Origin of the sequence: Peribacillus frigoritolerans (assembly GCF_030676415.1) — a bacterium.
Taxonomy (GTDB): Bacteria; Bacillota; Bacilli; order Bacillales; family DSM-1321; genus Peribacillus; species Peribacillus frigoritolerans_A.
This window is the reverse complement of sequence record NZ_JAUUTW010000007.1, coordinates 1-26,624: the sequence shown is the minus strand read 5'-3', so window position 1 is coordinate 26,624 and position 26,624 is coordinate 1. Positions and strand designations below refer to the sequence as shown.

Annotated in this window: 24 protein-coding genes; 21 read left to right on the top strand and 3 right to left on the bottom strand. The window is 41.0% G+C overall.

Annotation, left to right across the window (positions count from 1 at the left end; genetic code table 11):
• Positions 1-318: 318 nt before the first annotated feature.
• Entirely contained in the window at positions 319-1,542 is a 1,224-nt protein-coding gene (locus Q8G36_RS08830; RefSeq protein ID WP_305159838.1) for a multidrug effflux MFS transporter, read from the top strand.
• Positions 1,543-1,603: 61 nt separating this feature from the next.
• On the opposite strand, the gene Q8G36_RS08825 is transcribed toward Q8G36_RS08830, so the two are convergent.
• A complete protein-coding gene (locus tag Q8G36_RS08825) occupies positions 1,604-2,389 on the bottom strand; it encodes an SDR family oxidoreductase (RefSeq protein ID WP_305159815.1) in 786 nt (261 codons plus the stop codon).
• Positions 2,390-2,594: 205 nt separating this feature from the next.
• Here Q8G36_RS08825 and Q8G36_RS08820 point away from each other — a divergent pair, with 205 nt between their 5' ends.
• The 19 genes from Q8G36_RS08820 to Q8G36_RS08730 all read left to right on the top strand — a co-directional run bounded on the left by Q8G36_RS08820 (position 2,595) and on the right by Q8G36_RS08730 (position 24,291).
• The gene (locus tag Q8G36_RS08820; protein WP_305159816.1) at positions 2,595-3,593 is read left to right on the top strand and encodes a Gfo/Idh/MocA family protein; all 999 of its coding nucleotides are present in this window, start codon (positions 2,595-2,597) and stop codon (positions 3,591-3,593) included.
• A gap of 81 nt (positions 3,594-3,674) precedes the next feature.
• Positions 3,675-3,983: an iron-sulfur cluster assembly accessory protein gene (locus tag Q8G36_RS08815; RefSeq protein ID WP_305159817.1), complete on the top strand. Its 309-nt coding sequence runs from the start codon at positions 3,675-3,677 to the stop codon at positions 3,981-3,983.
• Between the two features lie 21 nt (positions 3,984-4,004).
• On the top strand, positions 4,005-5,126 hold the full coding sequence (locus Q8G36_RS08810; protein WP_305159818.1) for an NADH-dependent flavin oxidoreductase: 1,122 nt from the start codon (positions 4,005-4,007) through the stop codon (positions 5,124-5,126).
• Between the two features lie 323 nt (positions 5,127-5,449).
• Positions 5,450-6,859, top strand: coding sequence for a GH1 family beta-glucosidase (locus tag Q8G36_RS08805; protein WP_305159819.1), 1,410 nt, complete (start codon positions 5,450-5,452; stop codon positions 6,857-6,859).
• A 563-nt stretch (positions 6,860-7,422) separates the two neighbouring features.
• Positions 7,423-9,063 carry a SulP family inorganic anion transporter gene (locus Q8G36_RS08800; RefSeq protein ID WP_305159839.1) on the top strand — a complete coding sequence of 547 codons (1,641 nt, stop codon included), beginning with the start codon at positions 7,423-7,425 and terminating at the stop codon, positions 9,061-9,063.
• An 85-nt stretch (positions 9,064-9,148) separates the two neighbouring features.
• Complete coding sequence (locus Q8G36_RS08795; RefSeq protein ID WP_305159820.1) at positions 9,149-9,562, top strand: MerR family transcriptional regulator; 414 nt, start codon at positions 9,149-9,151, stop codon at positions 9,560-9,562.
• Positions 9,563-9,808: 246 nt separating this feature from the next.
• A complete protein-coding gene (locus Q8G36_RS08790; protein WP_305159821.1) occupies positions 9,809-11,323 on the top strand; it encodes a carboxylesterase/lipase family protein in 1,515 nt (504 codons plus the stop codon).
• A 32-nt stretch (positions 11,324-11,355) separates the two neighbouring features.
• Complete coding sequence (gene kynU, locus Q8G36_RS08785) at positions 11,356-12,642, top strand: kynureninase (RefSeq protein ID WP_305159840.1); 1,287 nt, start codon at positions 11,356-11,358, stop codon at positions 12,640-12,642.
• Between the two features lie 14 nt (positions 12,643-12,656).
• Entirely contained in the window at positions 12,657-14,006 is a 1,350-nt protein-coding gene (locus tag Q8G36_RS08780) for an amino acid permease (RefSeq protein WP_305159822.1), read from the top strand.
• A 17-nt stretch (positions 14,007-14,023) separates the two neighbouring features.
• Positions 14,024-14,869: a tryptophan 2,3-dioxygenase gene (gene kynA / locus Q8G36_RS08775; RefSeq protein ID WP_305159823.1), complete on the top strand. Its 846-nt coding sequence runs from the start codon at positions 14,024-14,026 to the stop codon at positions 14,867-14,869.
• A gap of 529 nt (positions 14,870-15,398) precedes the next feature.
• Entirely contained in the window at positions 15,399-16,052 is a 654-nt protein-coding gene (gene nadD, locus Q8G36_RS08770) for a nicotinate (nicotinamide) nucleotide adenylyltransferase (RefSeq protein WP_305159824.1), read from the top strand.
• A 258-nt stretch (positions 16,053-16,310) separates the two neighbouring features.
• On the top strand, positions 16,311-17,342 hold the full coding sequence (locus tag Q8G36_RS08765; protein ID WP_305159825.1) for a sulfate ABC transporter substrate-binding protein: 1,032 nt from the start codon (positions 16,311-16,313) through the stop codon (positions 17,340-17,342).
• Positions 17,343-17,409: 67 nt separating this feature from the next.
• On the top strand, positions 17,410-18,249 hold the full coding sequence (cysT, locus tag Q8G36_RS08760) for a sulfate ABC transporter permease subunit CysT (RefSeq protein WP_305159826.1): 840 nt from the start codon (positions 17,410-17,412) through the stop codon (positions 18,247-18,249).
• Between the two features lie 11 nt (positions 18,250-18,260).
• The gene (gene cysW / locus Q8G36_RS08755) at positions 18,261-19,145 is read left to right on the top strand and encodes a sulfate ABC transporter permease subunit CysW (protein ID WP_305159827.1); all 885 of its coding nucleotides are present in this window, start codon (positions 18,261-18,263) and stop codon (positions 19,143-19,145) included.
• A 10-nt stretch (positions 19,146-19,155) separates the two neighbouring features.
• Positions 19,156-20,220 (top strand): sulfate/molybdate ABC transporter ATP-binding protein, encoded by a 1,065-nt coding sequence (locus Q8G36_RS08750; RefSeq protein WP_305159828.1) that lies wholly within the window; start codon positions 19,156-19,158, stop codon positions 20,218-20,220.
• Between the two features lie 522 nt (positions 20,221-20,742).
• A complete protein-coding gene (locus Q8G36_RS08745) occupies positions 20,743-22,155 on the top strand; it encodes a PcsB-like coiled-coil domain-containing protein (RefSeq protein ID WP_305159829.1) in 1,413 nt (470 codons plus the stop codon).
• A gap of 201 nt (positions 22,156-22,356) precedes the next feature.
• A complete protein-coding gene (locus Q8G36_RS08740) occupies positions 22,357-22,791 on the top strand; it encodes a hypothetical protein (RefSeq protein ID WP_305159841.1) in 435 nt (144 codons plus the stop codon).
• Positions 22,779-23,078 (top strand): YxcD family protein, encoded by a 300-nt coding sequence (locus Q8G36_RS08735; RefSeq protein ID WP_076366987.1) that lies wholly within the window; start codon positions 22,779-22,781, stop codon positions 23,076-23,078. The genes Q8G36_RS08740 and Q8G36_RS08735 overlap by 13 nt, the downstream gene beginning before the upstream one ends.
• A 238-nt stretch (positions 23,079-23,316) precedes the next feature.
• Positions 23,317-24,291, top strand: a complete 975-nt coding sequence (locus tag Q8G36_RS08730) for an aldose 1-epimerase (RefSeq protein ID WP_305159830.1) — start codon at positions 23,317-23,319, stop codon at positions 24,289-24,291.
• Between the two features lie 40 nt (positions 24,292-24,331).
• Here the strand turns inward: Q8G36_RS08730 and Q8G36_RS08725 are convergent, their stop codons facing one another.
• Positions 24,332-25,720, bottom strand: a complete 1,389-nt coding sequence (locus Q8G36_RS08725) for an amino acid permease (protein WP_305159831.1) — start codon at positions 25,718-25,720, stop codon at positions 24,332-24,334.
• Between the two features lie 522 nt (positions 25,721-26,242).
• Here Q8G36_RS08725 and Q8G36_RS08720 point away from each other — a divergent pair.
• Complete coding sequence (locus tag Q8G36_RS08720) at positions 26,243-26,410, top strand: YezD family protein (RefSeq protein WP_305159832.1); 168 nt, start codon at positions 26,243-26,245, stop codon at positions 26,408-26,410.
• Positions 26,411-26,472: 62 nt separating this feature from the next.
• Here the strand turns inward: Q8G36_RS08720 and Q8G36_RS08715 are convergent.
• A partial coding sequence (locus tag Q8G36_RS08715) for an IS3 family transposase (protein WP_305159842.1) occupies positions 26,473-26,624 on the bottom strand: 152 nt, incomplete at its 5' end.

Sequence of the window (26,624 nt, the reverse complement as noted above, 5' to 3'; positions counted from 1 at the left end):
CTTTAGGCAAACTCGCTTTTCTTCGAGTTTGTCTAAAGTGTGAAATGACTCCAAAATGGGGTCATTTTTTATGGGGAATTGTTTGGCTCCTTAATAGTTTTTCTTTGGTTCGTAGATCCTCAAATATATTTCCTGATATATGATTTGTCCTTTTTAGAAGATTTCCGAGTTTTGAAGCATGTAGTGCTGGAGGTAAGAATCCAATTCAAGGGAAGCATACTTATCGTAAATTGTTCGGATCTTTTGTAAAATAAAGAAAGTCGAGTTTTATTTAGGAAAAACAATTAGTTGAAAGGGATAGGGGTAATAATGATTGAAATGAAGGAAACGATATCTTCAGGCAACGAAATGACTAAATCCAAAAGGCTGTTGATGGCTCTTATGCTGGGGTCTTTTGCAGCGATTGGACCACTGTCACTTGATATGTATTTACCGGGTCTCCCAACACTGGCGGAGGATCTGAATAGCAGTACGTCTTTAGCGCAGCTGAGCTTGACGGCCTGCTTGTTAGGATTGGCTTTAGGCCAAATTTATTTAGGGCCGCTAAGTGATGCGAAAGGAAGGCGGACACCGTTAATCATATCTTTATCCATTTATTGCATTTCATCTCTGTTATGCGCTTTTGCTCCAACCATTGAATTGCTTTTATTATTACGTTTTATCCAAGGTATTGCGGGAGCGGGAGGCATTGTCATTTCAAGGGCCATAGTTCGTGACCTTTTTTCCGGAACGGATTTGACTAAGTTCTTCTCCATGTTAATGCTGGTGAATGGGGCGGCACCGATATTGGCTCCGGTTTTTGGTGGTCAACTTTTGCAGTTCACTTCTTGGCGGGGAGTTTTCATTGTCATTTCAGTATTAAGTATCATTATGGTTGCGGCTGCATTTTTTGGGATAAAAGAAACTTTATCGTCTAATCTAAGGAGTGCAGGTGGGGTGAATGATACGATCAGGACTTTTGGGAACTTATTGAAGGATCGTGTGTTTATGGGCTATGCTTTTTCTCAAGGATTCATAAGTGCCGCTATGTTCGCTTATATTTCCGGATCGCCTTTTGTTCTCCAGAACATTTATGGGGTTTCCCCACAGACCTTCAGCCTGATTTTTGCAATAAACGGAATTGGGATCATCATCGCTTCACAAGTTGCCGGGAAGCTGGCAGGGAAGGTTAAAGAAGAAAACCTGCTTCAAATGGGATTATTTCTAGCTTTGTTTGGGGGAATATTACTTCTTGCCTCAGTCCTTCTCGAAATTGGGTTGGCAGGAATCTTGGTCGCTTTATTCCTCTCCATCTCCAGCGTAGGTATTGTCGGTACAACGAGTTTTTCTTTAGCGATGCAAAATCAGAAAAAAACAGCAGGCAGTGCTTCGGCTTTAATTGGTCTGCTTCCCTTCATATTAGGATCACTAATGGCTCCCTTGGTGGGATTAGGTTCAGGTGAGTCACCTTTGCCGATGGGAATTGTGATGGTAAGTTGTCATGTCATCGCCATGTGCGCTTATTTACTCCTTGCCCGTCGTGGGTTAAGGCGAGTTGCTTAATAAGGAAAAGCTGAATCCTAATGTGGATTTCAGCTTTTTCCTTTAAGGGCGTAGGCATGAATCATAATAGTGATTCTGCTCCATCGATATAAACTTCCGTTCCCGTTACATGGGAAGACATGTCTGATGCTAGAAACAATACGAGATCACCAGCTTGTTCGGTTGTCCCCGCTTTCTTAGCCAGGGGCTGAGAGCCTTCCGGATATTCAATGGGAATGCTGATTTTTTTTAAGTTTTCATCTTCCGGAAATGTGTTATCGTGAATGTTCGTATCGATGGAGCCGGGACAAATGGTATTTACCCTGATTTTATATCTTGCTAATTCGAGTGCAGCCATTTTCCCAAAAGCGACTTGACCGGCTTTGGATGAACTATAAGCGGAAAAACCAAAATTCTTGAAATATCGGTTTCCATTGATGGAGCTGTTGATTACGATGCTGCCACCCGTTTCCTTCATGTAAGGAATGGCGTATTTGATGGTGAGAAAGGTGCCTTTGAGGTTGATGGTATGTGTCTGATCCCAATCTTCTGGCTTTATATCTTCTATAGGGGCAATCACTCCGTTAATGCCTGCGTTTGCGAATACAAAATCAATTTTCCCAAAATGTTCATAGGCCGTCTTGTAGGCATGTTCAACTTGCTCAGCCTTGGAAACATCCGTTTTAATGATTAAAGCCTCTCGACCAAGGTTTTCCACTTCTTCCTTCACTTTTTCGGCGTTTTCGACTGTACGGTCAAAAAAGATGATGTTCGCGCCGTTTTCAGCTAGTTTCAGTGCGGCCCCCCGGCCAATTCCCGATCCTCCACCGGTAATGATGGCAACTTTGTTTTTCATTAATTCTGTCATAAACTTCACACGCTCCTTTTTCGTTTTCTTTCCCATTTAGGTAGTATGTAGAAACATCATGGCAGTGGTAATATAGAAAAATTATAAACGAATATTGCCTAAAAAATCCAATTTAAACAGTTGCGAGTGTTCATTATACTTTGTTTTTCAGTGAAATGTCTGTATATTGAGGAAATAATTAAGTTAGCTTGAAAGGGGATAGGATATGATAAGATTAGGGGTAATAGGTACAAATTGGATCACGGAACGATTTTTGGAGGCTGCAAAGCATGTAGAGGGTTTATCATTAACCGCCGTGTACTCACGTACAGAAGAGAAAGCCAAGGCATTTGCCAATAAATACGAAGTACATACGACTTTTACGAATTTAGAAGCAATGGCCGCAAGCGATGAAATCGACGCTGTGTATATAGCAAGCCCTAACTCTCATCATTGCAGGCAAGCCGTGTTATTTTTGCAAAATAAAAAACATGTATTATGTGAAAAACCAATGGCCTCGAATGCGGCTGAAGTAAGGGAAATGATTGAGGCTGCAAAACAAAATGATGTGCTCTTGATGGAAGCCATGAAATCGACCATCATGCCGAATTTCGAAAGTATAAAGGGGAATATGGATAAAATCGGGAAGATACGACGTTTCTCGGGAAGCTTTTGTCAATATTCATCACGCTATGATTCATATAAACAAGGCACTGTGCTGAATGCATTCAATCCTGAATTCTCCAGTGGCTCTTTAATGGATCTAGGTATTTACGTCCTCTATCCACTTGTTGTACTGTTCGGTAAACCAAATAAGGTGCAGGCATCAGGAACGATGCTTGAATCAGGAGTTGATGGGCAGGGTACGATTCTGCTTTCCTATGATGAAATGGAGGCAGTCGTCATGTTTTCCAAGATTACTGAATCCAATTTGCCATCGGAAATTCAAGGTGAACTTGGAAGCATGATCATCCAGAAAATTTCAGGACCGCAAGCGGTGGATATTCAGTATCGGGATGGAACCACAGAAAATATTTCTGTTAAACAGGATATGCCTACCATGTATTATGAAGCGAAAGAATTTGTTGAATTGATACAGCAGGGGAAAATGGAATCCGATATAAATTCATATTCGAATTCACTGTTGACTATGGAAATCATGGATGAAGCAAGAAAGCAAATCGGTATCGTCTTTCCTTCTGACCGAGGACATGGCCCATCATGAAGGGGGAAAATTGATGTTACTGATAACCCTTAATTGGGTAGAATTTAGTACAGGGATAATTTTATTGTTGGGGGAATGGACATGAATTGCAAAATAAATCGTAATGCAGCAAAGGTCTTACAAAAAATGCTGAGCAAGGAAGAAGCCGAAGGGAAAATGATTCGTGTATATATCACCCATATGCATGGTGATCATGCCCATTACGACATGAAACTAGATACACCGGCAGAGTATGATGAAATCGTCAAAACAGATAAAGATATCGATATTTTGCTTGATTCACGTGAAGAATTTCTGGATGGTGTCTGGATTAAATATTTTTATGTACCTGAAGAAGGCTTTGAAATCACGAACCCTTCTAAAGAACCGCACGGACACCATCACCACTAAGAGTAAAGGGGGAGGATTGGCATGAATCAAAAATATGAAAAGATTTTTCAACCATATATATTTCCATCAGGGGTAGAAGTGAAAAATCGTATCATGATGGCTCCTATGACCACTTATTCTTCGGATGATCAAGGCGTTGTAACCGATGATGAACTGGCCTATTACGCTGAACGCTCGGCTGGTGTAGGTGCGGTGGTTACGGCATGTGCCTATGTATCTGCTGGAGGCAAGGGATTCCCAGGCCAACTTAGTGCAGATGACGATTTCTTTATCCCATCCTTGAGAAAACTAGCCGAAACGATTCAGTCCAATGGATCAAAAGCAATCCTGCAAATATATCATGGAGGCCGGCAAAGTCCGCCGGAATTATTGCCTGATAACCAACCTGTTTCTGCAAGTGCCATTGCTTCCAGCGAGGAAGCACCTGTACCTCGGGAAATGAGTGGAGATGAAATACAAGACGTTATTAAGGCATTTGGCGAAGCAACAAGAAGGGCCATCGAAGCAGGATTCGATGGTGTGGAAATCCATGGTGCCAATACGTACTTGCTTCAACAATTCTTCTCGCCACACTCGAACCGTCGTACGGATAACTGGGGTGGAACACTGGGGAAACGATTGATTTTCCCGCTTACCATTGTGAATGAAGTCGAGAAAACGGTTGCAGGGCATGCGAAAAAGCCGTTTATCATCGGCTACCGCCTTTCTCCTGAAGAGGGCAGCAATCCTGGAATCACTTTAGATGATACGATCCAATTCGTTGATAGATTAGCGAATCAAAACCTGGATTATCTACATATATCGGTAGGTCACTTCTGGAATGGCTCATTCCGTGAGAGTGATAGGACAAAGTCGCGTATCGTTAAAATTTACGATAAAGTAGGTAATCGTATTCCGGTGGTCGGTGTAGGATCACTGCATACACCCGATGAAGTTGCAGAAGCTATGGAAACGGGTGTCCCTTTTATCGCCCTTGGCCGTGAACTTCTTATGGAACCGCATTGGATTGAAAAAATCAGGTCTGGAAAAGAAGCGGAAATACGGACTACCCTCTCAAAAAAAGACCAGGGTGAACTGGTCATTCCAGATCCGCTTTGGGAAAAGTTGATTCAGATAAAAGGTTGGCTCCCGGTTGTGGAATGATGAGCCGACATCTTGAATATGTGTAACCCGTCCTCCATAGGTGGACGGGTTTTGTATGTGATCATATGAAAGTAAAAACGAGATGAAAGGTTATTTATCTTCAGCTAAAAGAGTGATATGGATTCACAAAGATTAACTTCTTTTATTTTAGTATATTATTGATTCTGGATTCTGGATTTAATCATTCGATGATAGTAAATACTATTTTTAATGCAAATAGTCAAATATGAATTAAAGTAATATAAACACTTTAAAATTTGTACCAATGAATAAAATGTATTATTATCAATTTAATAAGCGGGTATGAAAATGGAGGGTTTATAATGAAGTTTCCACACGATTTTTTATTCGGAGCAGCCTCTGCTTCTTTTCAAATAGAAGGAGCATGGGAAGAAGATGGTAAAGGTATAACGAATTGGGATGTATTTTCAAAGATTCCGGGGAAAACATTTGAAGGTACAAACGGAGATGTAGCGATAGACCATTATCATCGTTACAAAGAAGATATAAAATTAATGGCAGAGATGGGACTTGAATCATATCGGTTTTCCATTTCATGGGCCCGTATTTTGCCCACAGGTGACGGAGAAGTCAATGAAAAAGGATTGGAATTTTATAATAATGTTATAAATGAATGCTTAAAATATGGGATTGTTCCATTTGTTACGCTGTATCATTGGGATTTGCCTTTGACGCTTGAACAAGATGGGGGATGGACGAATAAGCGAACAGCTGAAGCATTCGTCAAGTATGCGGAAATTTGTTTTCGCGCATTCGGAGACCGCATCAAACATTGGATCACGTTTAATGAAACCGTTATGTTTTGCGGTTTGGGCTATTTAAAAGGAGCGCACCCGCCTGGGATCCAAAACGATGAAAATAAATACTTTCAAGCGACACATTATGTTTTTTATGCACATGCAAAAGCGGTAGAGGCATACAAGGCACTGAATCATTACGGAGAAATTGGGATAACCCATGTTTTCCTGCCAGCTTACAGTATTGATGATAAACATGAGAATGTATTAGCTGCCCGACATGCCAATGAATATGAAACTTTTTGGTATTATGACCCAATTTTAAAAGGTGAATATCCATCTTATGTGATCGAGCAATTAAAGGAGAAAGGCTGGACACCAAGTTGGACAGAAGAAGAACTGGATACTTTAAAAAGAAATGCGGAGAAAAATGATTTTATTGGACTCAATTATTACCAGCCCATTCGCGTGGAAAAAAATCGGGAAGCCGTTTCAAACATGGAGCATTCAAGAGAAACATCAACTCTAGCTCCAGGGAACCCGTCTTTTGATGGCTTTTATCGGACCGTGAAAATGGAAGATAAAACATATACAAAATGGGGCTGGGAAATCTCACCTCAAGGATTTTTAGATGGGCTGCATATGTTAAAAGAGCGTTATGGTGATATTAAAATGTATGTTACAGAAAACGGACTTGGTGATGAGGATCCGATTATCGATGGTGAAATAGTTGATGTTCCCCGTATTAAATATATTGAGGAACACTTAAAAGTGATTAAGCGTGCAATCAAAGAAGGCATCCATTTAAAAGGGTATTACGCATGGTCTGTCATTGATCTATTAAGTTGGTTAAACGGGTATAAGAAACAATACGGATTTATTTACGTGGATCATCATGATCAGTTAAACCGAAAAAAGAAACTCTCGTTTCATTGGTATAAGCATATTATCGAGACGAAAGGAGAAGAGCTGTAAACTGAAAGAAAACCCCTTGATTTCAATCAAGAGGTTTTTTGTATAGGTCTGAGCCGAAATACGAAATTAGAAAAGCTATTTATAGAGCATGTTTTGAGTAATCTTTCTCAAAACATGCTTTTTCTATTGGTCATTAATCAAGGTTTCCGATATGGGGAATTAGTCCAAAGTTCAAACTTCCTGATTCGTAGTCTAAATCTCCGGATTCAAATTAACCAGACTGGAAACATGGTCCCGGATTGTAATGTGAATGTAAAAAAAATGAAAAAATCTGTAAAGAAATGTTTACGTTTCTAACAATGTACAGCTTTACGTTTTACTGTATAATGTTGAAGCGTGGTCGAGAACCATGTCAAATAACTTTACAAAAGGAGATTACATATGACGATTATTTCTTAGTTTTGAAAAGTCCCCCGTAGGTACGTCTCGTTGAAAAAATATCCTCTGCAATAGTTAGATTAATTTCAATCAAGTAACTCCCTCTTAAATGAAAGAATATTATTTTTCCTGATGATGGTAGATTCCAATCTTAAAAAAGGACTAAGGATGTGAGTTTGAAAAAGATGATAAAAGATTCTAGATTTCAAGGATATAACATGAAGGGTTTTCAAAAAGACGTAACGGCAGGATTGGTTGTAGGTATTGTAGCGATTCCTTTAGGGTTGGCTTTTGCAATTGCTTCAGGCGTCGAACCGATTTACGGGCTATATACGACCATCATCGCTGGAATCCTCATATCGATTTTGGGTGGCTCCAAGTATCAAATTGGAGGACCGACCGGGGCGTTTGTTCCTTTATTATTTGGAATCGTTATGCAATATGGGTATGGAAATCTGCTTATTGCCGGGTTTTTAGCAGGGATGATATTAGTCTTGATGGGTCTTCTTAAGTTAGGCAATTTGATGAAGTTCATTCCCCGTCCAGTCATCATTGGATTTACAACAGGAATTGCGATAATAATCTTTTCAGGGCAAATTGCCAACTTCTTTGGTATGAAAGTGGAAAAACATGAAGCGTTCATGGATAACATGAAGGAACTGGTGATTAAAGCAGACACGATCAATATATATAGTGTGATTGTTGCGATTATATCCTTTGTCGTCATACTGCTGGCACCTAGACTTCTGCCACGAGTGCCAGGACCGCTTCTGGGTCTGTTAATATCCACAATGGCAGCTTACTTTTTATTTCCCGATAAGGTGGCTACGATTGGTTCCACGTATGGAGCGATTCCGAGAGGTTTTCCGGAATTCCAAGTGCCGGAGCTTTCAGTGGAAGTCATTATCACACTCCTTCCCGTTGCTTTTACAATTGCCTTGTTAGGCGGTGTCGAGTCATTGTTATCCGCTACCGTGGCCGATAATATGGGGGGAACCAAGCATGATAGTAATAAGGAATTGGTTGGGCAAGGAATCGCGAACATGGCGACCCCATTCTTCGGCGGGATACCTGCAACAGGTGCTATTGCCAGGACAGCTACCAATATAAAAAGCGGGGCAGTCTCCCCGGTGTCCGGAGTCATTCACGGAATTGTCGTTTTACTGGTTTTGCTAGTACTTTCTCCATATGCAGCGCATATACCTTTGGCTAGCATGGCGCCCATATTGATGTTTGTTGCGTGGAATATGAGTGAAAGAAAGGAATTCGCTCATGTATTGAAAACGAAGACGGCGGATTCTGCGGTTTTGCTAGTCACCTTCCTCGTCACGGTCTTCACTGATTTAATCATGGGAGTGGGAATCGGTTTATTGATTGCATTCATCACCTTCATTGCAAAAATGAGCCATACGTTAAAGGTTAGGGAAAGAAGTCACGAGATTACTGAAATTGTTCCAATTGATAATTCGGATTCAAAGATCAATGTGTATAACTTGGAAGGTCCTCTCTTCTTTGGTTCGATAGACGTCCTGGAGTCATCGATATTGGCGAACTTGGATAATAAGACGAAAGTGTTGGTAATAAGCATGCGCCGGGTAACATATATGGACACGTCAGCAGAGGCTGCACTATTGGCGATTGTTAATCGCATCGGAAAATATAAGGGGCAATTAATCATTTCCGGAATCCAGCAGCAACCAAAGGAATTGTTACTCAGCACTGGCTTGTATCATAAGATAGAAAAACAGCACTTTTTTAAATCGAAGGAAGATGCCCTGTATTTTGCCAAGAAGCAGTTGAAGGGCAATTCGGATAAAGTAGTCTAATAGATTCATCCTCGAAGTCACCTTTTAGGATAGTTATGTTATAGTATCGTTAACAGTAGATTTGAAAAAGAAGGTGACTATCTGGGTGAATGTTTATCGGATTGGCCAGCTTGCTGAACTTGCTAATGTTTCAAGAAGAACCATTGACTATTACACACAATTAGGAATGCTGAACTATGAAAAAACTGGGTCTAGATATCGATATTACACAGAAGATGCTTTAAATCGTCTTCAAATGATTAATCGGTATAAAGAACAGAATATGCCGTTGACTGAAATCAAGGAACGGTTACAAGTATTCTCTGAAACCACTGTTGATTCTGAGCAAGTGCTCTTGATGGTGGACAAGATATCAAAAGACCTTAAAGGGCTGGAGAATGAATTGCTTGAATTAAAGCCTTTACTGGAACAGCTCGATGAACAGCAACTAACATATGCTGCACAACAGCTTTCCGTTCGGGGCAGCTCTTTATTGAGCATCATTGCCATGCTCGCCTAAGCTTTTTGCCGAGTTCAACAAAAAAGACCTGATTGGGTCTTTTTTTGTTGAACTGGTCATTTGAAAACCATTATTTAAAATAACAATTCAAACTCATGAGGATAACCAGAGCTTTATATATGATAGCGGTATTACTATTTTGGATCAACTGACTCTATAGTTCTTTTTTCGATAAAGATGAAGGATATAAGGGAATGGAAAAAGAAGAACTTAAGTATCTACTACTGTATGAAGAGGTGAAAGGGAATGATTGGATCAATAGTTACGACGGTAAATGGACATCTTCAAGGTACTATGGAAAACGATATATGTGTTTGGCGTGGAGTCAGGTATGCGAAAGCGCCGGTTGAGGCTCTGCGTTTCCGCTCACCGGAGCCGGTTGATAAGTGGAGCGGGGTCATGGATGCAGTGGATTTTGGTCCCATTCCCCCGCAGCCGATGGATAGGGCGGTAAGAACAGGAATGGCCGGAAATGAAAAAATGGATGAGGATTGCTTGTTCTTGAATGTTTGGTCACCTAGAGCTGATGATAAAAAACGCCCGGTCATGGTGTGGATTCCTGGAGGAGCATATATAACGGGAGCAGGATCCCTTGATATGTACAATGGACACTTACTGGCTAAGAATGGAGATGTAGTCGTAGTAAGCATCAACTATCGATTGGGGGCCCTGGGATATCTGGATTTTACCGAGTTGGCAGGTGATGGGGAAATATTTGAAACCAATTTAGGTTTACGTGATCAAGTTGCGTCTCTAAAATGGGTTAAAGAGAATATAGAAGCGTTTGGCGGCGACCCTGAAAATGTTACGATATTTGGTGAATCAGCTGGAGGTAATGCGGTGACGACTTTACTTACAGTTCCTTCAGCAAGAGGTCTTTTTAAACAGGCCATTGCAGAAAGTCCTGCTCCGACATCTGTTTACGGAAAAGGATTTGCGCGCCAATTCAGTGAAAGGTTCCTTGAGATAGTGGGCATTGGAAAGAATGAAATCAACCGGTTAAAAACACTTCCAGTTCAAGAGATTGTCGCGGCCTCCTACCAAATCTTACGGGAAAACTCACAAGCCATGCCGGGCTCACTATCATTTGGACCTGTCGTAGATGGTGACTTCCTGCCCGATTATCCACTAGATTCGATTCGATCCGGTAAAGCAAAGGGAATACCCTTGCTTATAGGAACAAATAGGGATGAAGCGACATTATTCGACCAGATGGATCCCCCGTTAATCCCAACTAATGCGGCGATGATTCATAAAATGTTCGAAAATACTGATCCGGAGGCGAAAGAGCGAATTACGAATGCCTATATAAACTACCCAGAAAAGAAAGCTGTGCTTGGCATTGGCCGTGATGCGACTTTCCATATTCCCTCGGTTTGGTATGCGGAGGCATACAGCCGCTTTGAAAAAACATGGATGTACCGTTTTGATTATAAAACGGCGGCAATGCGCATAAGTAAATTAGGGGCAACGCATGGTATGGAAATTCCTTTTGCCTTCCAGACTTTCGACTCGGTATTTGGAAAACGGATTACTTCGTTTGGTTCCAGGCCAGCTGCCCTAAAGGTTTCCCGTAGAATCCAGGGCCATTGGGTCAACTTTGCGAAACACGGAAACCCAAACCCCCCGGAAGGTGAAATTTGGCCGAAATATGATGAAACCAACCACTACACAATGACTTTTGATAAAAAGGATTATATTGAAAAAGATCCTAACAGGATGATAAGGTTGGCATGGGAAGGGGTAGGGATTTACCAGTGAAAAATAGTGGATTGGAAGAAAGCGGGGAGAACATGGATATCAATAATTTCATGTCAACGAAAGAGTATGCGAAAACTTTGGATCAGGAAGATCCATTAGTTTCTTACAGAGAGGAGTTCTATTTGAACCCCGGGATGATTTATATGGATGGCAACTCATTGGGACTTTTATCGAAGCGGGCTGAGAAAAGTTTAATGAAGTCATTGGAAGATTGGAAAAAGTATGGAATCGACGGCTGGACGGAGGGTTCCGAACCCTGGTTTTACTTTTCTGAGAAATTGGGTGAATTGAGTGGCCGATTGGTAGGGGCTGCCGGGGATGAAGTGATAATGGGAGGGTCCACTACAGCTAATCTGCATCAGCTTGCGGCCACATTTTTTGAACCGAGAGCTGGCAGGAATAAGATTTTGGCGGATGATCTAACCTTCCCAAGTGATATCTATGCACTTCAAAGCCAGCTCCAATTGCATGGGCTTGATCCTTTGGCACACTTGGTTCAGGTGAAAAGCCGAGATGGTAAATTCCTTGAAGAAAATGACATCATTGCAGAGATGAACGAGGAAATAGCTTTGATTGTACTTCCGACGGTTTTATATCGAAGCGGTCAGATCCTTGATATGGAGAGGTTAACAAAGGAAGCGCATGCGCGTGGAATCATGATAGGATTCGATGCCTGTCATTCCGTGGGTGCCGTTCCGCATTGTTTTGACAACTGGGAAGTGGATTTCGCGTTTTGGTGTAATTATAAGCATTTGAATGGCGGACCAGGTTGTGTAGCGGGGTTATATGTGAACCGTAAGCATTTTGCAAGGAAGCCCGGGTTGGCTGGGTGGTTTGGCTCAAGGAAAGATAAGCAGTTCGATATGGAACATTCCTTTACCCAGGCAAATTCGGCAGGTGCCTTCCAGATTGGAACTCCCCATATTTTAAGCATGGCCCCCCTTTTAGGCTCGCTTGAAATGTTTGCGGAAGTGGGGATAGAACAAGTGCGGAAGAAATCCTTGAGGCTGACTCAATATCTAATGGATTTAATCGCATCGGAATTAACGGGATATGGATTTGAAATTGGGAGCCCAAGGCATGAATCAAAAAGGGGCGGTCATATCATCCTTGAACATCCAGAAGCTGCGAGAATATGTAAAGCATTGAAACAAGAGGCCATCATACCCGATTACCGTGAACCGAATATGATTCGTTTAGCACCTGTTGCTCTTTATACCTCTTTTCAGGAAGTCTATGAAACTGTACAGGTACTTAAGAAGATCATGGACGGCAGATTATATGAAAACTATGAAAATAAAAGGGGAATCATTGCCTAGAATGGGAGCAACATATGGAGAAAAATAAGCTGCATCGTGAATTATCATCGAATCAAATCACTATGATAGCCATGGGATGTGCAATTGGCACCGGATTATTTTTGGGCAGCGGCCTTGCGATTTCAACGGCAGGTCCAAGTGTACTTATCAGCTATGCAATAGGTGCATTCATTGTCCTTCTACTGATGGGCTGTTTGGCGGAAATGACTGTAGCCTATCCAACATCGGGATCCTTTGGAACCATTGCTGAAAAATATATAAGTCCATTTGCGGGTTTTGTTGTGAGATATTCATATTGGATAGCGAATGTCCTTGCCATTGGTGTCGAAGTGAGTGCCATCGCTGTTTATATGAAATATTGGTTCCCTGCTGTACCTGGAAGCGTTTGGATCTTCCTTTTTGCTGCACTGCTAATCTATGTAAATGCGACGAGTGTCAATACATTCGGGAATTTTGAGTATGTATTTTCAATGATCAAAATAAGCGCCATTGTCATATTCATTCTACTGGGTGCCTACGTGGTGATTGGCGCCGAACCTTCAAGCGGGATCGGTGTAGAGAATTATGCCAATGATGGAGGTTTTATGCCTTTCGGGTTTTGGGGGCTTTGGGTCGCCATATTCATTTCGCTCTTCAGTTTTTTAGGAACTGAGTTGATTGCGGTGACGGCGGGAGAAGCAAAGGACCCGGATATTGCCGTCCCTAAAGCTTTGAAGGCAACTGTATTCAGGCTTGCCACTTTTTATGTACTGACAATCGGGATCATGTTAATGATTGTTCCCTGGCAATCGGCTGGTATTGATAAAAGCCCCTTTGTTAGGGTAATGGAAATCCTGAATATTCCTGGAGCATCAGGGATAATGAATTTCATTATTTTAACCGCAGCTTTATCTGCAATGAATAGTCAATTATATGCCTCCACAAGAATGATATTTTCATTATCCGAGCAACGGCAGGCTCCAGCCCTATTTCAAAAAGTGAGCAGGAAAGGAGTCCCGGTAAGGGCCCTTCTCATATCCACTTTGGGAATATTTCTTGCTGCAGGAGTAAAGGTCCTGCTTCCGGATACTTCATATGCATTCATGATGGGGATATCGATGTTCGGAGCCATTTTAACCTGGTTCATGGTGTTCATTTCCCATTTATATTTCAGGAAGAGGTGGGAGAAATCAGGGGGCCGCAAATTACCGGTTAAAATGTATGGATTTCCATATCTAACGATTCTGGGTGCATTTCTTTTGTTTGCTTTGACGGTATCCACCTGGTTCACTGGCCCGTTTAAAATCGTGCTCCAGTTCGGTGTTCCTTGGCTGATCTTTCTTTGCATCGTTTATTTATTGATGTCGAAAATCAAAAGAAAGTAAAGGGAAAGAGGGATAGTATGGATAAGGGACCAAGAGATGAACATCGTTTGGAAGAAAGTATGGTAACTGATTTTGAAAAAGATATGTCCTATGGGGACTACCTGCATTTAAATCAAATATTATCAAGTCAGTATCGGCTTTCCGGCCATCACGATGAAATGCTGTTCATCATCATTCACCAAACAAGTGAATTATGGATGAAATTGATCCTCCATGAATTGACTGCGGCAACGGACCATATTGAGGCAGGACGATTGGAGCCTTCCTTTAAGATGCTATCCAGAGTGGCCAGGATCCAACAGCAACTTGTTCAATCCTGGAATGTGCTTTCGACTTTAACGCCATCCGATTATATGGAATTCCGGGAGAAACTAGGAAACTCTTCAGGGTTTCAATCATTTCAGAACAGGTTGATAGAATTTGCAATGGGTCAAAAGAATTCGCAAATATTGGCCGTATTCCGTCATCAGCCCGAGCTTTATGAGTCGATGATGGCAGCCTTGAATAAACCTAGTATTTATGATGCGGCTATAGGGGCTTTGGCTGCAAGAGGGCTTCCCATTGATCAATCGGTCCTCAAAAGGGATTGGTCTGTCATTTATCAGGAAAATGCAAGTGTTGAAAACGCGTGGCTGACAGTGTACCGTGATGTGCATAACTACTGGGATTTGTATGAGTTGGCCGAAAAACTCGTTGATATTGGGAGTCAACAACAATTCTGGAGATTCAATCATATGAGCACCGTAGAACGGATCATCGGTAATAAAAAGGGAACTGGCGGATCGTCCGGTGTAAGTTATCTGAAGAAAGTGGTCGAACAGCCGTTTTTTCCTGAGCTTTGGACATTAAGGACCAAACTGTAAGCTTTGACTGGAGGGCCATCTGTCAAGGCAGGGGAAATCCGGATGAATACCCATTAAGGAACTCATATCGATGCTCCCTATCATTTTGATGGAAATGGAAAAAAATCATCGAACTTGGTTTTGATTTAAATATTGGCACTGTTAGTGCAGTAAAGGTGGATGCAGCTGAAAGCATTGACATTAAAGCTTTTGAAGGCATTGAATTGACAAGGGTCCGGCCGTTGTAGCTGGCAACAGGTCACTGGAAGGACCTCAGCCGTTGAATGGATTCCACCGGTTGAACCAGATTTAGCTTCCTTCCTTGCAAATGAAGGAATGGTTGGGCTCGATTTACCTTCCGTTGACTATCTCGACAGCAAAGAATTGCTGCCCACAATAAACTGTCAGGCTTTATCCTCGAAAGGCTGGTCCTTGATGGATTGGATCCTGGGCTGTGCAATTTAGCTGATTGCCTCTTGCATTAGAAGCTGGGGAGGGAGTCCGGTCAGGGCCGTGGTGAAAAAGAAAGGCTGATGAGGAGGAAATAAGGATGGGCAAAATTGGAGTTTATGGATCTTCCTTCGATCCGGTCACGAATGTCCATTTATGGACAGCATCCACCATTGCGCATCGTGCTAAGCTAGACAAGGTGTTTTTTTTACCTTGCGCAAATGGCCGTATCGATAAACAGATGAAAACGAGCAATGAACACCGTTGGGAAATGCTCAAGCTGGCAATAGGGGGGAACCCTTTATTCGAAGTTAGTGATTATGAAATTAATGAACGTGCCGGAACGAGTAAACAATATACTTGGTATACGATGGAATATTTTAAATCACGATTTCCAAAGGATGAAGTTTATTTCATAATGGGTGCTGATTTACTTGAAGATATTGATAATCAGGAGTTACCGGTACACCTACGATGGAAATTCAGGGAAAAATTGATTGCGAATCATAAATTCATTGTCATGGCACGGGATGGGATCGATATGCTGAAAATCATATCCAAAAGTCCATTGCTAAGGAATTATGATGATGGCAATACATTTCACCTTATTGATAAAGGCCTATCCATGGAAATCAGTTCTACATATATAAGGGATGAATTCGCGATGGGTGGGGAACCAAGATATTTACTGCCTGATCAGTGTTATCAGTATATCGTTGACAATAAGTTGTATCAAAAAGCATTAAATTCATAAGTGTTGGCAAGGTATAAAAAGGGCTCGATCTCCCCGTTGGATCGAGCCTTTTCGTTTGGGAATTCTTCAACCTGCAAAACGTGAATGAATTAAAATAAAAGGACAAATACCTAGTTGACAACTGGGTAAACTTTGCTTTATGGTAATCTTATACAAAATTATAATAATTGCTGATCAGAGAACTGAAGGCATACTATCTCCTGAATAAATGAAAGGGAAATAGGATGCCTTTTTTGTTGTAAAAAAAGGGGGAAGTTCATGAAAAAGTTGATGTTATTGACAAGTTTGCTTTTAGCCATCGGGGCACTTGCAGGATGCAACTCGGAAAAAACCGAAGGGGAAGGAACATCAAAGTCAGTCGAACTGTTGAATGTGTCATATGATCCAACAAGGGAATTGTACCAGGAATTCAATGAAGCGTTCGTGAAACACTGGAAAGAAGAATCCGGTCAGGATGTAACGATTCAACAATCCCATGGCGGATCTGGTAAACAGGGCAGGGCAGTTATTGATGGATTGGAGGCGGATGTCGTTACATTGGCATTGGCTTATGATATTGATGCCATTTATGAAGCTAGTAATTTGTTAGCGAAGGATTGGCAAAAGCGGTTACCGGAAAACTCGACACCATACACATCAACCATTGTGTTTTTGGTGAAAAAAGATAACCCTAAAGGCATTAAAGATTGGGATGATCTTATTAAAAAGGATGTATCCGTCATTACGCCAAATCCAAAGACAAGCGGAGGGGCAAGGTGGAACTACCTAGCTGCCTGGGCTTATGCGGATAAGAATTTCGATAATGACGAAAGAAAAGTGAAGGATTTCATGAAAAAACTTTATCGGAATGTTGAAGTCCTGGATTCAGGTGCCCGCGGTGCAACCACCTCTTTTGTGGAAAGGGGAATTGGTGACGTACTTATCGCTTGGGAGAATGAAGCCTATTTAACACTGGAAGAATTCGGTGATGACAAATATGAAATCGTCAACCCTTCAATCAGTATATTAGCAGAGCCACCGGTAGCTGTTGTCGATGAAGTGGTTGAGAAAAAAGGAACAAAGGAAGTGGCTGAAGCCTACCTGGAATACCTATATACGGATGCCGGTCAGGAAATTGCCGTAAAAAACTTCTATCGTCCAAGGGATGAGAAGGTACTCGCTGAATACGAAGACCAATTTGCAAAAATCGATATGGTGACTGTTGATGATACGTTTGGCGGTTGGAAAAAAGCCCAAGAAACACATTTTAATGATGGTGGTACATTTGACGAGATTTATCAACCGCAATAAGCATGAAGGAGAAGATGGCCTTAACATCTTCTCCTTCATAAATAAGAAAAAGGGCTGAGGCGAAGCGATGAATATAGTGACAGAAGGTAAACAGACGAAAAAGAGGACCATACCCGGTTTTGGATTGACGATGGGTTTTACACTGCTGTATCTCTCCATCATCGTTTTGATTCCGTTATCCATGGTTTTTCTAAACACATTTTCAATGGGGTTCCAGGATTTTTGGGCGACCATAACTGAACCAAGGGTTCTCGCTTCCTATAAATTGAGTTTTATGACAGCGTTAACTGCGGCCTTTGTGAACGCAGTTTTTGGTGTGTTAATTGCCTGGGTGCTTACTCGTTATGAGTTTCCCGGCAAACGGATCATCGATGGACTGGTTGATTTGCCTTTTGCCCTCCCGACTGCTGTGGCAGGGATAACTTTGACCACTTTGTACTCACCCAACGGATGGATCGGGCAATTTTTCAGCTTTAAAGTCGCTTTCACTCCTGCAGGGATCATCATCGCCCTAATATTTATCGGTCTACCATTCGTGGTGCGGATGGTTCAACCGGTGCTTGAAAATATCGAAAAAGGCATGGAAGAAGCATCTGCCTCTTTAGGGGCGAATCGAATGCAGACATTCATTAAAATTATCTTCCCAGAGTTGATTCCAGCGATATTGACGGGTTTTGCACTTTCTTTTGCAAGGGCACTTGGAGAGTATGGATCCGTTGTCTTCATTGCCGGAAATATGCCGTTTAAAACGGAGATTTCCCCGCTGATCATCATGACAAAGCTCGAACAGTATGATTATGAAGGTGCAACAGCTGTTGCAGCCGTCATGCTCATTTTTACATTTATAATTTTGTTGACCATCAATATCTTACAATGGTGGACCGGCAAAAGATATTCAGGGAAGTAGGAGGGGATAAGATGGAACATGATAATCCAGTGGTTGCAAAAGCGAATCACCCAGTCATTATTACGAGAGACGCAACTAAAGAGCCTAAGTCCATACAGTGGTTCCTTATTTCCATTGTATTGCTATTTCTTACATTGTTTTTAGTTGTCCCATTACTCGCGATCTTTGTAAAGGCCTTTGAAAAAGGTGCCGAAGCTTATTTTGCGGCCATTGCCCATCCTGATGCCTTAGCTGCGATTAAGTTAACATTGATCGTTGTCCTCATCACCTTGCCTCTCAATGCCATATTTGGAGTAGTTGCTGCGTGGACCATAACAAAATATGATTTCAAGGGAAAAAACTTTTTAATAACATTGATAGATTTGCCTTTTTCCGTTTCACCCGTCATTGCTGGGTTGATTTTTGTCCTTCTGTTTGGCTTACATGGAACACTTGGTCCACTGCTGCAATCCTTTGACATTAAAGTGATTTTTTCAATACCAGGGATTGTCATCGCCTCCATTTTCATAACCTTCCCATTCATTGCGCGTGAATTGATCCCGCTCATGCAAAGTCAGGGGACGTCTGAAGAAGAGGCTTCACTCACGCTGGGTGCAGGAGGGTTTAAGACATTTTGGTATGTGACGCTTCCCAATATAAAATGGGGACTTCTATATGGAGTCATCCTTTGCAATGCAAGGACAATCGGGGAGTTTGGGGCTGTATCGGTCGTATCGGGCCATATACGGGGCATGACCAATACGATGCCGCTTCATATTGAAATCTTATACAATGAATATCAATTTTCGGCCGCTTTTGCCGTTGCATCCCTGATGTCCATTTTTGCAATCATAACCTTGATCATTAAAAGCTTCATAGAGTGGAAAACTGACTTTAAATCAACCAAAGCGAGTTAGGAGGAATGAAATGAGTATCATCATTGAAAATGTTACAAAATATTACGGGTCCTATCAAGCACTCCAGAACATCGATTTGGAAATAAAGAGCGGTGAACTCGTAGCCCTTCTTGGCCCTTCCGGTTCGGGAAAAACATCATTACTGCGTATCATCGCGGGTCTTGAACAGGCAGAGAACGGAAAGATCCTCTTCAATGAAGAGAATTACACGCATAAACATGTAAAAGATCGAAATGTGGGTTTCGTCTTTCAGCATTATGCCCTTTTTCGTAATATGACCATTTTTGATAATATTGCCTATGGATTAAAGGTCCGCCCTAGAAAATTAAGGCCCAGTAAAGAAGTTATTGCACAAAAGGTTACCGAATTGCTTCAACTAGTCAAATTGGAAGGATATAAAGATCGTTATCCATCGCAATTATCGGGCGGCCAGCGCCAGCGTGTCGCATTGGCAAGGGCACTTGCGGTTGAACCGAATATCCTTTTGCTTGATGAACCATTCGGGGCATTGGATGCCAAGGTTCGCAAAGAACTTCGGCGTTGGCTAAGAAGACTTCACGATGAATTCAATGTTACGAGTGTGTTCGTGACTCATGATCAAGAAGAGGCGATGGATGTTGCTGATCGGGTCGTAATCATGAATGAAGGGAAAATTGAACAGGTTGGAACTCCGGAAGAAGTATATGATCACCCGGAAAATCCATTCGTTTATGATTTTCTCGGAAGTGTCAATCATTTAAAGGGCAATGTTCATCAAGGGAAATTGGTAACTGGGAATGTGGAAATGAATGCCCCGGGGAGTGAAGATGGAGTGGGCACTGGTTATGTAAGGGCCCATAATTTTATCATAGAAAGAGAACGATCAGAAAAGGATTCGATCGCATCCATAATTGACCACATTCATACAATTGGCCCCATCGTCCGGATAGAAGTCATTCGTCAGGATACAAAAGAACCGCTGGAAATCGAACTGACGAAAGAACAATATTTGAAACTGGAAATAAGCAAAGGGGAAAAGGTATTCGTCCGACCAAAAGAATTGAAAGTATTTGTCGACTTTATGGCTGGAATTTAAGAATGGGTCGAATATTGACGGAAAAACCGCTGAATGCGGTTTTTTTAATGCGGCCGTCAGCGAACCTTCCTGTATGAAAGGTAAATGAACTGCAATCTGTTACAAAAGGGCTTCCATGCATTCAAAAGTGGTGAGTTTTTACCTGACAATAGTCTATGGTCCCTTGGAGCTAAACACTAGATAGAAAGTCTTGCATCAAAATATGAAGATGGTTTTGTAAGATATTGGTTGTATTATCACGAGGAAAAGTCGAATTCTTACGTATAATGTTAAAATTGAAATGTAATTGTAACATTATTATTATGTATTTGACAAAATCTGATGATATACTACGACTTAGGTGAAAACATAGTAGAGTATCAGAAATGTATTTAATGTATTTAATATAATTACAGCCTTAGAAGATTACATAAAGAGTAAAAAAAATAGAGAAGAGTTCCCAGCAATTTATTTTGACTAATCATTTTTCATAGAGAAAAAGAAGCGGGTCGATGGAAATGCACGGGGAGGAAAGCAGGGGAAATGAGTTTGAAGAAAAAACTTATCGTATTGAACACGACAATTATGCTAGGATTGGGAAGCGCTTTTGCCATACCATCAGTGAAAGCTGAAGAAAATATCTCGGATATTCAATCGCAACGCACTGGAATACAAGCAGATATTTCAGAGGCAGCTCAAGTCATTCAGGAACTGAAAAAAGAACAGTCGAAAATGAATTCCCAAATTGCCCAGATTGAAACGGCAATGAAAGAAAATGACGAAAAAATCAAAGATACTAAACAAGAAATTAAAGACACGGAAGAAGATATAGTTTCTTTAAAGAAAGAAATTAAAGCTTTGGAAGAAAGAATCGCAAAACGCGAGGAAGTCTTGAAAGAGCGCGCCCTTTCATTCCAAGAGAGCGGCGGGGACGTTGAGTACATAGAAGTTGTTTTGGGTTCTAAAAGCTTTGGTGAATTCGTTAATCGTGTTGGAGCGGTAGCAACTATCGTGGAAGCTGACCAACAGATTCTTAGCGAGCAGGAAGCGGATAAAGCTGACTTAGAAAAAAAACAAGCGACCGTTGAGAAAAAATTGCAACGCCTTAAGGATATGGAAGTAGAGCTTAAAGGCATGCAATCTCAAATTGAAGATCAAAAAGCTGAAACGGTCAATATGAAGGCTAAGATTGAAAAGAAAGAATCGGAAACAGAGGCCCTAAAACAATCTTTAGAGAATAAAGATGCCGGTTTAGAAGCACAAATAGCATCCATTCGTGAAAATATCAAAAAAGAGGAAGAACGTAAAGCATCAGAGAAAGCAGATCTTGACCGTGCTGCTGAAGAAGTGAATTCTTCCAGTGAAGGATCAACAAGTTCTTCTAGTGAAGAATCGTCAAGTTCTTCTAAAGGCGAAGCGTCGGCATCAGGTTCGTCTAAAGTTGAATCATCTTCATCTAAAGTTGAATCATCTTCATCTAAAGTTGAATCAGCTTCAAATTCATCTAAAAACAGTTCTGCTGCTAAACCTGCAGCCAGTAAAACTGAAACATCAAGTAAGCCAAGCAGTGCAAATACAGGCTCTGCCATTACAGCAGGTTATAAATATATCGGTAACTCCTCATATAAATTTGGTGGCGGAAGAACGGCATCCGATATCGCTAACGGTCTATTCGATTGTTCAGCGTTCGTTGCATGGGCTTATAAACAAGCTGGTGTGAACCTTCCAGCCAGTACGGATGCATTGAAAAATGCAGGACGTCAAGTATCTGATAGTCAAAAACAACCTGGAGATTTAGTGTTTTTCAATACCTATAAAACTGATGGGCATGTCGGAATTTATGTCGGCGGCGGCAAATTTATCGGTTCCCAAAGTTCAACAGGTGTTGCAATTGCCAATATGGAAAGTGGCTATTGGGCAGATGTATACAACGGGCGTGTCGTTCGTGTAAATTAATGGTTCCTTAATAAGCAGGGGAGAAAAAGCCCCTGCTTATTTTTTTTTGAAAAAAATCGAAAAAAAAATGAAACTTATTTTGAATTTCAACGTAAATACTATAAGATAAAACAAGGATAGGTGATGTGGACTTTCAGTAAATCTGGGAAAACATATATAGAAACAACATTCCATACTATTAAACGGAGGCAAAAAAACATGATGAAAAAATTTATGGCTGCATTACTTACAATTACACTAGCATTCTCTCCAGTCGGCACTTATGTATTCCAGGATCATTCGGAGTCAGTCGATGCAAGGGGTTACAAGTCAGGAAAAAGAAGCTTTAACAACAACACCAATAATAATTCAAATTTCCAAAATAAAGAAACGAAGAAGTCCGATGCTACTACTGCTAATAAAGCTAAGAGTGGAAACACATTCACAAAAGGCGGCTTAATGAAAGGAATTATGCTAGGTGGTTTGGCAGGTTTACTTTTTGGAAGCCTATTCGCCAATATGGGAATGCTTGGTTCTATACTTGGTCTATTAATCAACGTGTTGGCGGTTGTGGTATTAATCGTTGTAATCCGTAAAATATTCACATATTTCAAAGATAAGAAGAAGAAAGAGGATCCAAACCCATGGAGAGGCTAAAGATATCCGAACAAGATATCATCAATGCGGTTTGTGTTTACATTGCCCGTAAAAAGCAGGTACAACCCAATGAGGTGGAAGTGGAGTTAATGTATGATGATGATTATGGCTTTTCGGCGGAAGCGTTTGTCGATGGCCGGAAACAAGTGTTAATTACCATCAACTTGATAGAAGCGCTTCGCTTATGGCTGGATGAATATATGAATAAAGATCCATACTCGGGTATTGAACTTGTTTTGGATGATGAAGAAGGCATAGTGGCTTTAGTAAGTGAAAGTAATAGATAAGTAAAAAGGATGCCGTAACGGCATCCTTTTTTTATTTAATAAGGTATAACTCGATCGGTGAGAAGGAAAAAGATAAAAGAGAAATAGAAAAATAGAAAAGCAAACAAAGCAAAATCCTAGATTGCCAACATATATTTTAAACACAGATAGATTATAACGAATTATATTTTCCATTTGTTGCAAAAAATGGTCGGTGGAAGTAGGATGGATATATGTTCAACTCAAAGGAGGAGAATAAGTGACAGGTTACATGGAAGATATCACTTTTTTAAATGAAAAGGCGATAAAGTTCGGCAATGATAAAGTGGAAGCGATACTTGCGCCAACTTTAGGAAGCAATCTGCTATCGTTTAGGTATAAGCATAAGGATATTGAGGTGCTGCGAACTCCGGTTAGTGTGGAAGACTATAAAAAAGCTCCCATTTTATATGGAATGCCAATCCTGTTTCCCCCTAATCGAATTGAAGATGGCCAATTTACATATAAAGGGACTGCGTATAAGTTTCCGATCAATGAAACGGAAAAATTCAATCATATTCATGGTTTTTTGCATGACAAGCCTTGGAAAGTCTGCAAAAAGGAAGTGAACGGGAAAGAAATTGTCATTAATACTGAATTTTCAAGCAGTGAATTTGATTTAAAAGATAGCTTTCCACAAGATATCACTGTGAATATGTCTTTATCTTTAAGGGCTGAAACATTGGATATAAAATTGAAAATCACCAACAAGGGCATTGAACCCTTTCCGTGGGGGGCAGGTTATCATACTGTATTCAATTTTCCATTTGGACCAGGGGGGGAATTGGAGGATTGCAGAATATCTCTTCCCGTCAATAAACATTGGGAGTTGAATGAAAGGTCATTGCCCACTGGTGCAATTCATGAAACGGCCGATACATTGGAAATCCAAAACGGCTTTAGCTTGGAGGGCCGGCTGTTTGATGACCTATTTGGCTATGATGAGGAAAGAGCTCTGGAAAACGAGTGCATTCTCACTGACCAAGAGGCTGGCATACAGGTCATCTATCATGGCGATCAACATTTTAAGTTTTGGGTATTGTTTAACCAGGAGGGGTTCGTATGTCCTGAACCATATACATGGGTAACGAATGCTCCTAATCTGGATTTGTCTGCAAAATTGACTGGGTTGAGGGAGTTAAGCTCAGGGGAAACGGTTGAACTGAGAACCAGTTTGGTAATAAAGGAGATATAAAAAAACACCTTGGCACTTATTAATGCCAAGGTGTTTAAGGTTATGCTTTTTTTCTCATCCAGAGTGGGTATAGGACGATTCCGAATACATATAAGGCAATGCCAAGTATGAATGTATTCATATCAGCTGTACCTGTCTTGATGACCCAGATTGAGTAGATTAACGCCAGGATGGTGATAATTCCATCACGTACCCTTGAGCCTTTCATGATGTCATAGGTTTCCCCAGTCATGACTAGTTTCAGTTGATACAGAACGGATGCAAGATATGGGATCAAGTAAGCGAGTGTAGCGACGATCATCGAGAATTTATAAGCCTCCAAAATCGTACCTGAAATAGTGGAGAATAAGAATATCTGTGTCATGATATTTGTTATTGTCATAGAACGGACGGGTGTGCCATTTTTGTTCGCTTTCGCAAAATAGGACGGAAACAGATCCGATTTCGCTGCCTGGTAGGGAACTTCAGATGCAACGACAATCCATCCGATTGTCGATCCCAATAAGGAAATGACGGCAAGAGCAGCCATTAAATACGTACCGCTTGAACCAACTACGGCTTGAAGTGCGTCAACAAGTGGTTTTTGTGATATTTTCAAATCGTCTTGTGATATGGCACCCATCGTCAATAAAGTAATGCCGATATAAATGGCAACAGCGATAAGTAAACCAAGAATCGTCGCTTTCTTTACATCATTTTGTGACTTGGCACGGTTTGAAAGCATGACGGCAGCTTCGATACCGATGAAGGCCCATAATGTTGATATTGCAGCAGCATTCACTTGATCACCTAAAGAGATTGCAGATCCCGTCTTATCATAAAATTCAGCTCCGTTTCCTAGATTGGAAGTATCGAAGATGAATATCGTGATAATGATGAAAAATAAGAATCCAAGCACTTTGGTAACCGTAGCAAAAAGATTCATTTTTCCAGCACTGTTAAAACTTCTTACCAAGATTGCCTGAATCCCCCAAAGGGCAATGGAACATACCGCAAACGTTAATGCTTTACCTAGCTCAAGTTGAAACGAACCCGCTGTATAAATCACTTTCGTACTATGCATCACCGGGAAAAACGTTGATAGGTAACCAGCAAATGAAATGATGACAGAAGCTGTTGCTGCCCAATTCGCAGCCCAATAACCCCAAGCCATACTATACCCTGAAACCCTTCCTTTAGCGGGGGATTTAAATAATGATTGAGCATAACTTTGCGGTCCAGCCTTCAAATCCGGTTTCCGGACTGCCAGGTTACCAAACACCAAAGCTATTAGAAATACTCCCAGTCCAGTAACGATCCATGCCAATGTGGATCCTAATGGACTGGATACTTGTGCTAATTGAGCAGGGAGCATGAAAATTCCGCCGCCGACCATATTTCCGATTACGAAAGTGGTCAAAATCAATAAACCCCATTTTTTATTTACCATTTATATCGAACCTTTCTTAAATACAAAGTGTGTGTTCATACCGACAACTTATACTAAAATAGTATATCTCAAATAGTTTAGTTTGGTAAAGTGGTAAATAAGTAAAATGTTAAACACGGACTAATCAGAAAATTCAAATGTAAGATTGACAAAAGGATGAAATTGGATTATATTAGTAAATACCAAGTTAGTTGGTAAGAATAATGCGGTTTCTGCTTTAAATCGTATTTTTCTATAACATATGCAACTCCGAATATTGCCGATTAGTCAACTAAAGGCACCCTTACATCTACTCTGTTGGATGGCGGGTGTCTTTTATTTTTCATAGTGAGGGGAGGGGAATATGGAGTTCCTATTAACTGGGTATTCTTATACGGAAAGTAAAGTGATGAGGATATGATAGGTAACCAAGTTCCTCAAGAAAACATTGAAAGTGGGAAGCGAACATGTGCTTTTCGTGCGGTCATTTTTACCATTAATTCTGAAACGAAGCTTTATTACCAGTAATGAAGGGGAGATATTATGGAAAAGAAAGAAGAATTGAAAATCAGGCATATCATTTCGAGCTTGGAAGATCTGCAATATGGATCCGTTATAATAACCGTACATGATGGTGAAATCACACAGGTCGATACAACCGAGAAGAAACGATTCCCATTAGCGAAGGGAAGGGCCGTTAAAGCCAGATGAATAACAGTTATGAAGGGGCTTTCGATATGAAGTGAACCCAAAAAGTTAGACACTTTATTTACTTAGGCAGCCTTGAGGGCATGAACTCGGTAATCTACCGGGCTCATGCCTTTTAATTTTACCTTGATTCGTTGATGATTGTAGTAATGGATATATTCTTCTAGCTCTTGTTTGAAATGCTCCATGCTTTCAAATTCTTGAAGATAGAGTAATT